This is a genomic window from Intestinimonas sp. MSJ-38 (assembly GCF_018917925.1).
Lineage (GTDB): Bacteria > Bacillota > Clostridia > Oscillospirales > Butyricicoccaceae > Pseudobutyricicoccus.
Map to the genome: position 1 here is coordinate 161,670 of NZ_JAHLPO010000004.1, position 12,741 is coordinate 174,410.

Annotated in this window: 16 protein-coding genes; 14 read left to right on the plus strand and 2 right to left on the minus strand. The window is 56.2% G+C overall.

Going from position 1 to position 12,741, the window contains the following annotated elements; translation table 11 throughout:
- Nucleotides 1-72 precede the first annotated feature (72 nt).
- From mazG to KQI26_RS04360, 12 genes are all read left to right on the plus strand, one after another.
- Nucleotides 73-870, plus strand: coding sequence for a nucleoside triphosphate pyrophosphohydrolase (gene mazG / locus KQI26_RS04305; RefSeq protein ID WP_216503358.1), 798 nt, complete (start codon nt 73-75; stop codon nt 868-870).
- Nucleotides 871-885: 15 nt separating this feature from the next.
- Nucleotides 886-1,161, plus strand: a complete 276-nt coding sequence (locus KQI26_RS04310; RefSeq protein WP_118427776.1) for an HU family DNA-binding protein — start codon at nt 886-888, stop codon at nt 1,159-1,161.
- Nucleotides 1,162-1,229: 68 nt separating this feature from the next.
- Nucleotides 1,230-1,469 carry an RNA-binding S4 domain-containing protein gene (locus tag KQI26_RS04315; protein ID WP_216503359.1) on the plus strand — a complete coding sequence of 80 codons (240 nt, stop codon included), beginning with the start codon at nt 1,230-1,232 and terminating at the stop codon, nt 1,467-1,469.
- Between the two features lie 75 nt (nt 1,470-1,544).
- On the plus strand, nt 1,545-1,829 hold the full coding sequence (yabP, locus tag KQI26_RS04320; protein WP_118427778.1) for a sporulation protein YabP: 285 nt from the start codon (nt 1,545-1,547) through the stop codon (nt 1,827-1,829).
- Complete coding sequence (gene yabQ / locus KQI26_RS04325) at nt 1,830-2,204, plus strand: spore cortex biosynthesis protein YabQ (RefSeq protein ID WP_216503360.1); 375 nt, start codon at nt 1,830-1,832, stop codon at nt 2,202-2,204. It begins immediately after the preceding gene.
- 151 nt (nt 2,205-2,355) lie between these two features.
- A complete protein-coding gene (locus tag KQI26_RS04330) occupies nt 2,356-2,640 on the plus strand; it encodes a septum formation initiator family protein (RefSeq protein WP_177613965.1) in 285 nt (94 codons plus the stop codon).
- Between the two features lie 24 nt (nt 2,641-2,664).
- The gene (locus KQI26_RS04335; protein ID WP_216503361.1) at nt 2,665-3,087 is read left to right on the plus strand and encodes a S1 RNA-binding domain-containing protein; all 423 of its coding nucleotides are present in this window, start codon (nt 2,665-2,667) and stop codon (nt 3,085-3,087) included.
- A gap of 540 nt (nt 3,088-3,627) precedes the next feature.
- Nucleotides 3,628-4,470, plus strand: a complete 843-nt coding sequence (locus tag KQI26_RS04340) for a fumarate hydratase (protein ID WP_118427782.1) — start codon at nt 3,628-3,630, stop codon at nt 4,468-4,470.
- 167 nt (nt 4,471-4,637) lie between these two features.
- Complete coding sequence (hpf, locus tag KQI26_RS04345) at nt 4,638-5,174, plus strand: ribosome hibernation-promoting factor, HPF/YfiA family (protein ID WP_118747191.1); 537 nt, start codon at nt 4,638-4,640, stop codon at nt 5,172-5,174.
- A gap of 457 nt (nt 5,175-5,631) precedes the next feature.
- Nucleotides 5,632-6,777 carry a class I SAM-dependent RNA methyltransferase gene (locus KQI26_RS04350; RefSeq protein ID WP_118747190.1) on the plus strand — a complete coding sequence of 382 codons (1,146 nt, stop codon included), beginning with the start codon at nt 5,632-5,634 and terminating at the stop codon, nt 6,775-6,777.
- On the plus strand, nt 6,774-7,703 hold the full coding sequence (locus KQI26_RS04355; protein WP_216503362.1) for a diacylglycerol kinase family protein: 930 nt from the start codon (nt 6,774-6,776) through the stop codon (nt 7,701-7,703). Before KQI26_RS04350 ends, KQI26_RS04355 begins: the two co-directional genes overlap by 4 nt.
- Before the next feature lie 17 nt (nt 7,704-7,720).
- Nucleotides 7,721-8,500, plus strand: coding sequence for a 4Fe-4S dicluster domain-containing protein (locus tag KQI26_RS04360; protein WP_216503363.1), 780 nt, complete (start codon nt 7,721-7,723; stop codon nt 8,498-8,500).
- Between the two features lie 59 nt (nt 8,501-8,559).
- Here KQI26_RS04360 and KQI26_RS04365 read toward each other — a convergent pair whose 3' ends face one another.
- Both KQI26_RS04365 and eutH read right to left on the minus strand, forming a co-directional pair.
- Nucleotides 8,560-9,291, minus strand: a complete 732-nt coding sequence (locus tag KQI26_RS04365) for a bifunctional 2-polyprenyl-6-hydroxyphenol methylase/3-demethylubiquinol 3-O-methyltransferase UbiG (RefSeq protein ID WP_216503364.1) — start codon at nt 9,289-9,291, stop codon at nt 8,560-8,562.
- 175 nt (nt 9,292-9,466) lie between these two features.
- On the minus strand, nt 9,467-10,543 hold the full coding sequence (gene eutH, locus KQI26_RS04370) for an ethanolamine utilization protein EutH (RefSeq protein ID WP_216503365.1): 1,077 nt from the start codon (nt 10,541-10,543) through the stop codon (nt 9,467-9,469).
- Nucleotides 10,544-10,787: 244 nt separating this feature from the next.
- Here eutH and groES point away from each other — a divergent pair, with 244 nt between their 5' ends.
- Nucleotides 10,788-11,060 carry a co-chaperone GroES gene (gene groES / locus KQI26_RS04375; RefSeq protein WP_216503366.1) on the plus strand — a complete coding sequence of 91 codons (273 nt, stop codon included), beginning with the start codon at nt 10,788-10,790 and terminating at the stop codon, nt 11,058-11,060.
- A gap of 18 nt (nt 11,061-11,078) precedes the next feature.
- Entirely contained in the window at nt 11,079-12,701 is a 1,623-nt protein-coding gene (gene groL / locus KQI26_RS04380; RefSeq protein ID WP_216503367.1) for a chaperonin GroEL, read from the plus strand.
- Nucleotides 12,702-12,741: the final 40 nt, after the last annotated feature.

The window sequence follows — 12,741 nt, forward strand, 5'->3', positions numbered from 1 at the left end:
TTGTGAAAAACCGTGCAAAATCGGAAAAAAACAGTAAAATCAGGAAATAATGCTTGCAAAGGAAGGCATAATATGATAAATTTTAATCCAAAAGATCGCTATGGCTTTGAAGATCTGGTGGAGATCATGGCGATCCTCCGTTCGCCGGAGGGTTGTCCCTGGGACAGGGAACAGACCCATGAAAGCATCCGGAACAATTTTCTCGAAGAGGTCTATGAGGCGGTGGACGCCATCGACCATAAGGACACAGCGAACCTTCGGGAAGAATTGGGGGATGTGATGATGCAGGTGGTCTTCCATGCTCAGATCGCCCGGGAGGAAGGGCTGTTCGAGCTGGAGGATGTGCTGGATGAGGTCTGTCAGAAATTGATTCGCCGCCATCCCCACATTTTTGGCACCGTTTCGGCCAATACTTCCCAAGAGGTGCTGAAAAACTGGGACGCCATCAAGCGGCAGGAAAAGGGGCAGAACAGTGTGTCCGACACGCTGCGCCAAGTGCCCACGGCCCTGCCTGCCCTGATGTATGCACAGAAGCTTCAGAGCCGGGCCAGAAAAGGCGGCCTTTCCCTGGCGTCCATCCAAAGCCCCATGGAGGAGATGGAGCAGGCGATGCAGCAGCTGGGGAAGGGAGAGCAAACGGAGCAGGCCCTGGGCCGGCTTTTGTTTGCGGCGGCCCTTCAGGCCGGAGAGCAGGGACTTTCCGCCGAAGAAGCGCTGACATATGAGGCCAGGCGGTTTGTGGAAAAATTTGAGGAACTGGAAAACATTGCTCCAGCCCCTTTGAGCCAGCTTTCTTCTCAGGAGCAGGCCCGGCTGTGGCAGGAGACAGGGAGCACCGTCTGCAAGACCGACCAGCAGGCGGAAGCATAAAGGAGGAGTTTTAAAATGAACAAGACAGAATTGATCGCGGCCATTGCCGAGAAAGCCGAACTTTCCAAAAAGGACGCCGAAGCCGCCCTCAACGCCATGGTGGACGCTGTGACCGAAGCTCTGGTGCAGGGCGACAAGATCCAGCTGATCGGGTTTGGTTCCTTCGAAGTGAAGGAGCGGGCCGCCCGTGTGGGCCGCAACCCCAAGACCCGGGAAGAGATCAAGATCCCGGCCAGCAAGTATCCTGTTTTCAAGGCCGGCAAGGCTCTGAAGGATCAGGTGGCCAAATAAGAAACCCGCAAAAAAGAAGGCAGCACGGGAAACCGGGCTGCCTTTTTGCACAGAGAGGAGAAAGAAAAATGCGTTTGGATAAATATCTCAAGGTGGCCCGGCTGATCAAGCGGCGCACCGTGGCCAACGACGCCTGTGATGTGGGGCGGGTGATGGTCAACGGCAAGCCGGCCAAAGCCAGCTACCAGGTGAAGGTGGGAGATGTGCTGGAACTGGCCTTCGGCCAGCGCACCCTGAAGGTGAAGGTGCTCCAGACGCCGGAGCATGTGGGCAAGGATCAGGCCGAGCTGCTGTATCAGGAGATCTAGTAAAAAGAAAAAAGGTCTAAAAGCCCTTTCCGTTCCATATAGTTGTGGTATGAATCTGGAAAGGGGCGGCCGTATATGAAAAACGAAGAGTACAGAAGAATGGACCTGGCACCGCACAATGTGATCCTGGAAAACCGGGAGCATCTCAGTGTGTCGGGGGTATCGGAAGTCATCAGCTTTGACGAAAACCAGGTGTCCCTGGTGACCAGCATGGGCATCCTCACGGTGGGCGGCCAGCAGCTTCATGTGGAAAAGCTCAATCTGGAGGTGGGGGAGATCGCCATCGCCGGACAGATTGAGGCCATGGTCTATGAGGAAGATCAGCTGCGCCGGCGGGGCTTCTGGTCCCGGCTGTTTTAAATGATGGAGGTGGTGCTGGCCCAGCAGACCCAGGCCTTTCTCCATGCGGCGGTGCTGGGACTGCTTTTGGGGCTTTTGTATGATGTGCTGGCCTTCTTTCGCCGCTTAGGCGGCGGTGGGGTGTTTCTCACCGCTTTGTTGGATCTGCTTTTCTGTCTCATGGGGGCCGCGGGGTTTTTCCTGCTGGTCTTTGGGGAGAGCAGGGGCGTCATCCGGGGATATCTGCCCTTGGGGGCCATCCTGGGCGGGGCGCTGTATGCCGTTTTGTTCTCCCCCTCCGTTCATAGAGTACTGGGGAAGATTCAGGGCTTTTTTGCCTTTTTCCAGGGGAAGTTCGGGGATTTTCAGGGAAAACACCGGCGCAGATCCAAATAAAGTATTTGACTTTTTTGTGAATTTTTTTTATTATTATAGTGTGCATCTTCCCAAGGAGGATGGATGCGCTTTTTTCCATGCGGCCCTGGGCCGGAACGCAACATCCATTGATCGGGGCGCCCTTTGCCCCGGCCGGACTGAGGAATGGCCAATGAAAAAGAAAAAGAAAGTGGGCGGTCTCACCAAGATCGCCGTGGCGGTGTTTGCCGTCTATGCCACCTTTACCATGGTGTCCCTTCAGCTGCAGATCAGCCAGAAGAAGGAAGAAAAGACCCAGCTGGAACAGCAGGTGGAAGAGCAGCAGCTTCGCAACGCCGAAACAGAGGCTCTTTTGGAAAGCCAGGATTCCGACCAGTATGTGGCCCGCATCGCCCGGGAACAGCTGGGCTATGTCTCCCCTGGCGAACGGGTCTTTGTGGACATTGCTAGCAAATAAAACGGAGAGGGTTACAAAGCGGATATGGAGTTAACAGTGGGAACCATCTATGATGGAAAGGTCACAAGAATCACCAAGTTTGGCGCCTTCGTGGCGCTGCCCGGCGGCAAAAGCGGGATGGTCCACATCTCGGAGATCGCCAACACCTATGTGGAGGACATCAAGCAGTTCCTCACAGAAGGCCAGGAGGTCAAGGTCAAATTGATCGCCATCGACGAGCAGGGGCGGATCAATCTGTCCATCAAAAAAGCCTTGCCGGAAAAACGCCCCGAGCGGCCCCAGCGCCCCCGACAGGCTGTGCCGGCCCCAGTGCGCAGCACATTGCAGAAAACCAGCGATCTTTCCTTTGAAGATAAGCTCAAGCATTTCATGCAGGCCAGCGAGAGCAGAATCTCCGATTCCCGCGCGTTCGGCGAAAAGCGCAGCTCCAGACGCAGAGGCAGATAGTCCCCCAAAAGCGCGGCCCCAGCGGTTGCGCTTTCTTTTTGTTTGGGGTATAATAACCGCAAAGCGGTTATTATACCGGATTTTTGCGGCCGTTTTCTCGTCCCGCAAGCGGGACAACCGAAAACACGGCCAATATGCCATGCCGCTTCTGCTTCATGGTATAATATCAACAGTTGCCGCACACGTGCGGCAGGATACTGTGTATTCAGTCGTTTTGCTCACAAAACAACTGCTGTTGATGTTACACCATAGCCAAAATCGGCAAAGCCGATTTTACACCGCATTGGCGGCGTGCAAGTCTGCATGGACTTGCCGCTATGGTATAATAGCCCATGAGCCCCAAAAGGGCAAAAAAGGGGCGCGCCTTCCAGAGAAAAGCGCGCCGAATAGGGTTGTGGGGATAAAGATATGAACGGTGTGTGAGAACTCCTTCTCACAGCCTTATCTTACCATGAGAGACCCTTGTTGTCCATAGGAAGTTTTGTCATATTTTGTCATGTAAAACCCGGCTATGCCGGCTGGAAAGGACGATTGTGAGTTATGCGTGAGATTTCTGCCAAGCTGATCACAGAAAAGGTGAAGGAAGCCTGCATCGCGGCCAACTGCCGCCTGCCGGATGATGTGATCGAGTCTTTCAAAAAGGGCAAGGAGGAGGAGAAATCCCCCCTGGGCCGTCAGATCTTCGATAAGATGCTGGACAACGCCGCCTTGGCCGCCAAAAAGGAAGTTCCCGTCTGCCAGGATACCGGTATGGCGGTGATCTTCGCCGAGATCGGCCAGGATTGCCACATTGTGGACGGTGACTTTGAAACCGCCATCAATGAAGGGGTCCGCCGGGGTTATGTGGACGGTTATCTCCGCCTGAGCGTGGTCTCCGATCCCATGCGCCGGGTGAATACCAATGACAACACCCCTGCCATCATCCATACCAGCATCGTTCCCGGGGATCAGATCCACATCACCGTGGCCCCCAAGGGCTTTGGCAGCGAAAATATGAGCGCCATCAAGATGTTTACTCCCGCCGCTACACGGGACGATGTGGTGGGCTTTATCGTGGACACCATGTCCAAGGCCGGTTCCAATCCCTGCCCTCCCATGATCGTGGGTGTGGGCCTGGGCGGCACCTTTGAAAAGGCTGCCTATCTGGCCAAAAAAGCGGTGTGTACACCGCTGGACGCTCCTGCTCAGGACGAGTTTTATGCCGACCTGGAGAAGGAGATCACCGAAAAGGCCAACAAGCTGGGTATCGGCCCTCAGGGCTGGGGCGGCACTGTGACCGCGCTGAAAGTGCGGGTCATGGCCTTCGGCACCCATATTGCCGGCCTGCCCTGCGCCGTCAACATCGGCTGCCATGTGACCCGTCACCAGGAGTTTACTCTTTGATCTGTCTGGAATAAATTTGGTCCCCGCTTGGAAGCAATGCTTCGGGCGGGGATTTTTATTTTGAAAAAATTCACAAAAGGGCCTCGCTTTTGCCTGGATATGTGCTATAATATTACCAAGAAAACTGAATAGAGCGTAGCGCATCAAAAAACAAAGGAGTGCTGACTATGAAGATGACCTTTACAGAGAGAAAGGTTTCCATTTCCGACGAGCTGAAGGAATATGCCACCAAAAAATGTGAAAAGCTCGAGCGGTACTTTGATAGAGACAACAGCGCCAAAGTGACTTTTTCCATGGAGCGGGGCCGGTACATCGCCGAGATCACCGTGGTCCATGCCGGGATGCTCTTCCGGGCTTCGGAACAGAGCCATGATATGTATGGTTCCATTGATGGCGCCGTGGACAGCATCGAGCGGCAGATTCTGAAAAACAAGACCCGTTTGGAGAAGCGGCTGCGCCAGGGTGCTTTTGACAAACCGGCGGAACTGCAGATGCTGGCCGAGGATCAGGCTCCCGAGGACATCTATGATGTGATCCGGGTGAAGGAATTTGAAGTCAAACCCATGACTGTTCAGGAGGCCATTTTGCAGATGAACCTGCTGGATCACCAGTTCTTCTTCTTCCGCAACAGCGAGGAGGATGACCGGTACAGCGTGGTTTATAAGCGTCAGAACGGCGGCTATGGCCTGATCATCAGCAAATAAACCAAATAGTGCATGAAAGCGGCGGGCGAGAGCCCGCCGCTGAGCGTGTCGAAAAAGTGGCTTAGGCCACTTTTTCGAGTTTTTGCAAGGGGCTGTATGCACGCCTTTGGCGCACACTTGCCCCTTGAGAAGTGCAAAAAGCCACGCACAGGTCGCGGCTTTTTGCGGATTGATAGGGGTAGGGCGGACGACCCTTTTCGTTATATAGGTTTTTCGACAGTCTGAGCGGCGGGCGAGAGCCCGCCGCTTTTTGCGCTTTCCAATGGCGGGAGGCTGCAAGCAAATATTCTTTCCTGGGCGGATACAACCTGCCGGAGCAAAGAAAAGAATGGGAGCGGCGGCTCGTCGCAAAAAGTTTTTCCAAAGGCCGCGGAGCCATTGCCGGGAGGGAAAAAATCTGCGATAATAAAGAATAGATGCGGCACAGGCCGCAGGGAAGAGGAGAAAGAGAGAAACCATGAACTATACCTTTTGTGTTCCCTGTCTTTTGGGAGTGGAGGGCTTGGTGGCCGACGAGCTGCGCTACCAGCATTTTGAGGGAGTCCGGACGGAAAACGGCCGGGTCTATTTTGAAGGCCCTATGGCGGAGTGTGCCCGGGCCAATCTGCGTCTGCGCTGCGGAGAACGGGTACTTTTGCGCCTGGCCTCCTTTCCGGCCTACACCTTTGAAGATCTGTTCCAGGGGGTCAAAAGCATCCCCTGGGCCGACTATCTGCAAAGCGACAGCATTTTTCCGGTGGTGGGCTATTGCGTTGGCTCCCAGCTGCACAGCGTTCCCGATTGCCAGCGGATCATCAAAAAGGCAGTGGTGGAATGTCTGAAAGAGCGCTGCAATCTGTCCTGGTTCCCCGAGACCGGAGTCAAATATCAGATCCGCTTTGCGCTGCTGGAAGATCAGGCAGAGATCTATCTGGACACCACCGGCGCACCCCTTTATAAACGGGGATATCGCCTGGCTACCCAGCAGGCCCCTTTGCGGGAGACTCTGGCGGCCAGCCTGGTGAAGATCACCCGGTACCGTGGCCGGGAAGAGCTGATCGATCCGTTCTGCGGTTCCGGTACTTTGGCCATCGAGGCGGCCATGGTGTGCTGCCGTATTGCCCCGGGAGCACGCCGGAGCTTTGAAGGGGAAGACTGGCTCTTTGAGGATAACGCTTGCTGGGAGGAAGAGCGTCAGCGGGCCTTGGGGGAAGAAGTGCGGGAGAAACTGCCCATCACCGCCAGCGATATTTCGGGGGAAGCGGTGGAACTGGCCCGGGAGAATGCCCGACGGGCCGGAGTGGAAGATCTGATCACCATTCGCAGGGCCGATGCCCTGGGCCTGCCCTATACCGGCCGGAAAGGGGTGCTGCTCACCAATCCCCCCTATGGCCAGCGGCTGTCCACCCAGGAGGAAGCCCGGGCTCTTTATGACGGGCTGGGCCGGGTGCTGCACCAGACGCCGGGACTGAAAAAGTATATCATCACTTCCGATCCGGAGTTCGAGACCTATTTTGGGGCCAAGGCGGACAAGCGGCGGAAGCTTTACAACGGAATGCTCAAATGCCAGCTGTTTATGTATTATAAACAGGCTGTGGAAGAGGGGCGGGAAAAGAGAAGATGAAACATATCTTTTTGATCAATCCAGCGGCGGGAAGCCGGGGCCGTCAGGCCGAACTGGCCGGGGTGTGCCGGAAAGCCGCCCTGGAGCAGAATCTGGAATATGAGATCCTGGTCACCGAGCACCCGGGCCACGGGGTGGAACTGGTGCGGAAGGCCTGCCTGCAAGGAGGCGGACAACATCTGCGGTTTTACGCCTGCGGCGGCGATGGTACCCTGAACGAAGCGGCCCGGGGGGCCTTTGGGATGTGGAATGTGGCGGTGGGTCATTTTCCCGCCGGTACCGGCAACGACTTCATCAAGGTGTTTGGCCGGCAGATGAACCGGTTTTCCCACCTGCCGGAGCTGACAAAAGGGGAAGAACTGCCGGTGGATTATGTGGAGACCAACTGCGGCGGTGCAGTGAATGTGCTGTCGGTGGGCATCGACGCCCGGGTGGCGGCCGGAATGCGGAAATACAAGCGTCTGCCCCTGTGCCGGGGACAGTGGCCCTATGTGTTCTCGGCGGCGGAAAACATTGTCCGGGGCCTGGGAGAAGGCTATCGGGTCATCATCGATGGCAAGAGCTACGATGGAGACTATTCCATGATCTTCGCCGCCAATGGCCGGTGGTATGGAGGAGGCTTCTGTCCTGTGCCCGATGCGGACCCTCAGGATGGGCAGCTGGATGTGCTTCTGGTGAGCAAAGTGGGCCGTATGACGGCGGCCAAGGTGGTAGGGGCCTATAAAAAGGGTCTGGGGTATCAATATCCCCAGTATATCAAAAGAGTTCCCGCCCATGAAATAGAGATCCGCCGCCGGGATGGGAAGGATCTGTGCGTCAATCTGGACGGAGAGATCGCCTATACCCCTCGTTTGCAGGCAGTATTGCGCCAAGGGATGAAGTTTATCGTGCCCCAAGGGGTACGGGTGGAAAAACAGGATCAATAGAGAAAGCAGGAAGAACAATGGGAAATGTTCATGTGATGAGCTTCAGCCCCACCGGCGGCAGCCGGAAGGCCGCCATGGAAGTGGGCAAGCAGATCGCCCTTTCCGCCGGTTGTGCTGTGGGTGAGCTGTCCCTCAATCGCCCCGATGATCGGGCGGCCCAATACCATTTCGGTCCGGAGGACTTACTGGTGCTGGCCTGTCCGGTGTATGGCGGCCGGATGCCCGCTCTGTTGGAGGAGACCATGACCCATCTGGCGGGGGAGAACACCCCGGCGGTGGTTCTGGCGGTTTACGGCAACCGGGCCTATGAGGACGCTCTGCTGGAAGGGGTGGAGCGGCTGGAGAAGCAGGGCTTTGTACCCATTGCCGCAGGCGCCTTTGTGGCAGAGCACACCTACACCAGCGCCCTGGCCGGAGGCCGTCCCGATGAAAGCGACCTGGCTCTGGCCCGGCAGCTGGGAGAAAAGGCGGCAGAGAAATGGCAGAAAGGGAACAAAACCCTGGTGAAAGTGCCGGGGAACCATCCCTACAAAGAGCGGGGCGCCGGTGCTTCCCGCCATCCCAAGACCAAGGACAGCTGCACAGGCTGTGGTTTGTGTGCCTCCCTTTGTCCCATGGGGATTATCGATTCCCAGGACCCCAAAGTGGTGGGTGAGGGCTGTCTGGCCTGCTTTGCCTGTGTGAAGAACTGCCCGGTGGGCGCCAAGTTCTTTGAGGACGAGGGATTGGATAAGGCTAAGATGTGGCTGGAGGCCAATTTCCAGGAGCCCAAAACACCGGAACTGTTTGTGGATTAAAAAAGATAACAAAATCCCGGAACCTGATGGTTCCGGGATTTTGTATGCAAAGATAAGAATCAGTCTTTGATGGCGGACACAAGCAGCATCATAGGGCGGCGCATTTCATCCTTCATGCCCGGGATGTCCATCATTTCAGCAGGCGGTTGAGGTTCGATGATATGCTGCAAGGTAAGTCCATTTTGAAGTAAGGTGTTCAGATAGGTGGTCAAAGTCCGGTGGTATTTGACAACCGGCTCTCCCAAAAAGACGGCCTTGCGGGGGCCTTGATAGTAATAGTTATCCACAGGGAAGTGGAGAATTTCCCCCTTCTCATCATAGTACCAGTCCTGAGGGCCGGAAGAAGTGAAAACCGGATGCTCTACGGAAAAGACCAGCTGACCGCCTTTTTTCAGCCAACGGGCAATGTTTTCTGCCAATGGCCTGAAGTCTTTGACATAGTGGAAAGCCAGGGAGCTGAGGACGATGTCAAAGGTCTCAGGGGGAAACTGCAAATCTTCCATGGCCGCACACTGGTACTGGATCTGAGGCGCGGAGTTGATCTCCTGGGCCTTTTGGAGCATCCTGTGAGAGATGTCGGTACCCAGCACTGATGCGGCCTTGTGATCAGCGGCGTATTTGCAGTGCCAGCCGTAGCCGCATCCCAGGTCCAGAACGGTTTTTCCACAGAAATCCGGGAGAATTTTTTCAAGTTCTGACCATTCCCCTGCACCCTGCAAGCCCTTTTGAGAGCGGAGCATCTGGCTGTATTTCTGGAAAAAGATCTCGTTATCGTATTTGTTCTCTTTCATGTTTTGGTCCTCCCATGTAAATATTGTTCTGTGTTTTGTCTATTTACATGGGTTTATGCAATCTTTTGGGAGATGATACCACCGCACATATCCATTCATTCCCTTCCGGTGACAGAAACAGTATAGCACTGCTTTGTGGAAAAATCCATCTTGCGGAAAGGGGGAGAGGAAGGCATTATTCTTCCACTTCGGCGGGGGTGGTGAGAAGAGCGGCAACGATGGCGCACAGGCCGCCCACCAGTTTGGAGATCATATAAATGGCCACCACCCGGGAGGGCTCCAGGCTGGAGACAAAGGCCAGCTGTCCGCCAAATACAAAGGCGCCGCTTACCGAGAAGGCGGCGTTTACCGCCTTGCCCCGCTTGTCCATCCGGTCAAAGAGGGGCAGCATGGAAACACTGGTGGCCAGGCACAGCAGCAGTCCAACCACGGCCGGTTCGTTGATGCGCATCTTCCGGGCCAGCCAGTGCATGGGCGGGCTGAAACGGGTGAGGGCCAGATGGGAGAGCGCCATGGCCCCGCAGATGACGACGGTGACCTTGATGACCACTGCCAGTGCTTCGTTCACCAGATCCAGGGAAGCCACCTGCCAGGCGGGGATGAACAGCCCGGCCATCACTAAGGCAAACAGGGTGAAGCTGAGGATCTGCACGCCGCGGCCGATGCAGAGCAGGGCCTTGGTGGTGCCTTGGGGAAAACGGGACAGGGCCAGGCACAGAAGCAGGCAGATGAGCAGGATGGGGGCGGTGTTCCGCAGCAGAGTCAGCAGGGGCAGACGGAGAAGCAGGCCGCCCAGCACCACTCCGGTGGGCAGCGTGACGATGCCCAGCACAATGCCCCGCATCATAGCGGGGGTGTCTTCCTTTTTGATGGCCGACATGGCGATGGGCAGCACAAAGCTGATGGTGCAGCCCAGGCTGGAGGCCACGATCAGACCGGAAAACAGACCCAGGGCCGGGGTGGCTGCCATCTGCTTGGCGATGGAATAGCCGCCCAGGTCGGGAGCCAGCAGGCTGCCGATGAGCAGAGAAGGGTCAAAGGGCAGCAGTTTTTCCAGATGGGCAATGGCTCCGGCACTGTGCTGTACGGCGGTGATGCCTAGGGCATAGATGCCCACCAGGGACAAAGCCAGATTGCCCATGGCGGCAAGGCCGTGGTCGATTTCGGCTCCCAACCCCATTTTTCCCCCCGCCATTTTGTCCAGCAAACCCAGAAGTGCCAGAATCAGCATGATGGCAATGAAAATATTCATGGTTCTCCATTCCCCCAACCGGCGTTTTTCTTTTGCAAAGAGTTCCGCAGAGCATCTTATCATGGAAAGGGAAGGAAGACAAGATGGCATTTTTTCCTTCCACATCCATCCATTCACAAAAAATTTTAAAATGGGGGCTTGAAAAACTCCCGCAGGTGGCATATTATAATACTTGTGTTAGCACTCCGGTGTAATGAGTGCTAAACCATTTCTGAATGGATTATCATTGAGGAGGTCATCCCATATGAAACTGCAACCGCTGGCTGACCGTGTGGTCATTAAAATGGTAGAAGCGGAAGAAACAACAAAGAGCGGCATCATCCTGACCGGCTCCGCCAAGGAGAAGCCCCAGGTGGCCGAGGTCATCGCTGTCGGCCCTGGCGTCAAGGACAGCAAGATGCAGGTGAAGGTGGGCGATAAAGTCATCACCAGCAAGTTCTCCGGCACCGAAGTGAAGATCGAAGGCAGTGAGTACATCATTGTCAAGGAAAACGATATTCTCGCCATTGTTGAGTAATAGAGGAGGAAAACCATCATGTCCAAAGAAATCCTTTATGGTGAAGACGCCAGACGGGCCCTGGAGCGGGGCATCAATCAGCTGGCCAATACAGTGAAAGTGACCATGGGCCCCAAGGGCCGCAATGTGGTGCTGGACCGGAAGTACGGCACACCCCAGATCACCAATGACGGCGTGACCATCGCCCGTGAAGTGGAGCTGGACGACATCTTCGAGAACCAGGGCGCTCAGCTGGTGAAGGAAGTTGCCACAAAGACCAACGATGTGGCCGGCGACGGCACCACCACCGCCACCCTGCTGGCTCAGGCTTTTGTCCGTGAGGGCATGAAGAATGTGACCGCAGGCGCCAACCCTGTGGTTGTGAAGAAGGGCATCCAGAAGGCTGTGGATACCGCCATCGAAGCCATCCGCCTCAACTCCCAGGCTGTCAGCGGCACCGAGGACATCGCCCGCGTTGCCTCTGTTTCCTCCGGGGATGAGTCTATCGGCAAGCTGATCGCTGAGGCCATGGAGAAGGTCACCGCCGACGGCGTTATCACCGTGGAAGAGTCCAAGACAGCTGAGACTTACAGCGAAGTTGTGGAAGGCATGCAGTTTGACCGGGGCTACATCACCCCCTACATGGCCACCGACACCGAGAAGATGGAAGCGGTGCTGGACGATGCCTATCTGCTCATCACCGACAAGAAGATCAGCAACATCCAGGAGCTGCTGCCTCTGCTGGAGCAGGTGGTTCAGGCCGGCCGCAAGCTGCTGATCATCGCTGAGGATGTGGAGGGCGAGGCCCTGTCCACCCTGATCCTGAACAAACTGCGCGGCACCTTCAGCTGCGTGGCCGTCAAGGCTCCTGGCTTCGGCGACAGAAGAAAGGAAATGCTGAAGGATATCGCTACCCTCACCGGCGGCGAAGTGATCTCCGGCGAGCTGGGTCTGGATCTGAAGGATACCACCCTGGATCAGCTGGGCCATGCCGCCACTGTGCGGGTCACCAAGGAGAACACCATCATCGTGGGCGGCCTGGGCGATGCCGAAGCCATCAAGGCTCGTGTGGACATGATCCGCAACGAGCTGGAGAACACCACCTCCGACTTCGACCGTGAGAAGCTCCAGGAGCGCCTGGCCAAGCTGGCCGGCGGTGTTGCCATCATCAAGGTGGGCGCTGCTACCGAGACCGAAATGAAGGAAAAGAAGCTGCGCATCGAGGACGCCCTCAACGCCACTCGCGCCGCTGTGGAAGAAGGCATCGTAGCCGGCGGCGGCACTGCTTATGTCAACGCCATCCCCGCTGTGGCCAAGCTGGTCACCAAGGTGGAAGGAGACGAGAAGACCGGCGTGCGCATCGTCATGAAGACTCTGGAAGAGCCCATGAAGCAGATCGCTGTCAACGCTGGCGTGGACGGCTCCGTTGTCATTGAGAAGGTGAAGAATGCCAAGCGTGTGGGCTATGGCTTCGACGCTTACAACGAGGTCTATTGCGACATGATCAAGGCTGGTATCGTGGATCCCACCAAGGTCAACCGCTCTGCTCTCCAGAACGCTGCTTCCGTGGCCGCTCTGGTGCTGACCACCGAAGCCATCGTGGCCGAGAAGAAGGAGCCCGCTCCTGCGGCTCCCGCTGCTGGCGGCATGGATATGTACTAATCGGTCAGCGGCATAGGCTGAATAAAATTTGTATGTACGG